The organism is Bradyrhizobium sp. (assembly GCF_016462955.1).
In the GTDB taxonomy this organism is placed as follows: domain Bacteria; phylum Pseudomonadota; class Alphaproteobacteria; order Rhizobiales; family Xanthobacteraceae; genus Bradyrhizobium.
Genome location: NZ_JAEMSD010000467.1, coordinates 1 through 937, shown reverse-complemented (window position 1 = coordinate 937; position 937 = coordinate 1). Strand labels below are relative to the sequence as shown.

The following is a 937-nucleotide window of genomic DNA, read 5'->3' as shown; positions in this document are numbered from 1 at the left end:
CGAACGTGCTCCCGCGCTCGATCCGCGGTCGCACGAGGCCCAGAGTAATCTCGCGGTCGTATATTCTGCGCTTCAGAAATTCGAAGCGGCCCGCGCCTGTCAGGAAAAGGCGATCGCGTTGAAGCCGAACTTCACGCCGGCTCTGGCCGGCCTCGGCAACACCTTGCTCCAGATGAACCGGCCCGACCAGGCCATCGCGTTTTATGACCGCGCCATCGCTCTGAAGCCCGACTATGCCGATGCGCTCTGCAATCGCGGCCTGGCCGAGTTGGCGTTGGGCCGGTTTGACCGCGCCGGGCAGAGTTTCGAGCGAGCGCTGTTGTTTCAGCCCCGTCACGCCGAGGCCCTTGTCGGCAAGGGGGTGGTCGCTACCGAACTCAAGCATTACGACGAGGCAGAAGCCGCGCTCGCAGCGGCGCTCGCGATCAGGCCCGGTTCGCCGAAAGTCCTCGCGCACCGCGGGCGGCTCAATTTTGAGCTGTCGCGGCCGGAGCAGGCGGCGGCGGATTTCGATGCCGCGCTCGCGCAGTCACCGAAGCTCGAAGTGGCGCTGCGGGGGAAGGCCGAGGTCGCGCTGAGCGTGGGGAATACAGCCCAGGCGATCGTGGCCTGCACGGCATTGCTCGAGGAGAATCCGCGCTCGCCGGTCGCCTTGGCGCTGCTGAGCGCCTGCTTTGCCAACCAGGGCGAGACCGCAGCCGCGATCGAGCATCTCGATGCGGCGCTTGCAATCGCCCCCGACCAGCCTGACCTGATCGCGCGGAAGATCTACCTGCTGGACTATCTCTCCGAGGCTGATTTCGCGGTCCAGCAGGCGGCGCGCAAATCCTGGTGGGATGCGATCGGCGCCAGATTGCCGCGAAGGACGCTGACGGCCCGGCCGCTCGATCCCGACAGGCGGATCGTGGTCGGCTATGTCGCTGCCGAGTTCTGGTAC

1 protein-coding gene is annotated in these 937 nt (G+C 66.5%); it reads left to right on the top strand.

Features of this window, described 5'->3' with window-relative positions:
- Nucleotides 1-937: tetratricopeptide repeat protein (locus tag JHD07_RS31815; protein ID WP_291629358.1), on the top strand; the 937-nt coding region annotated here is incomplete at both ends.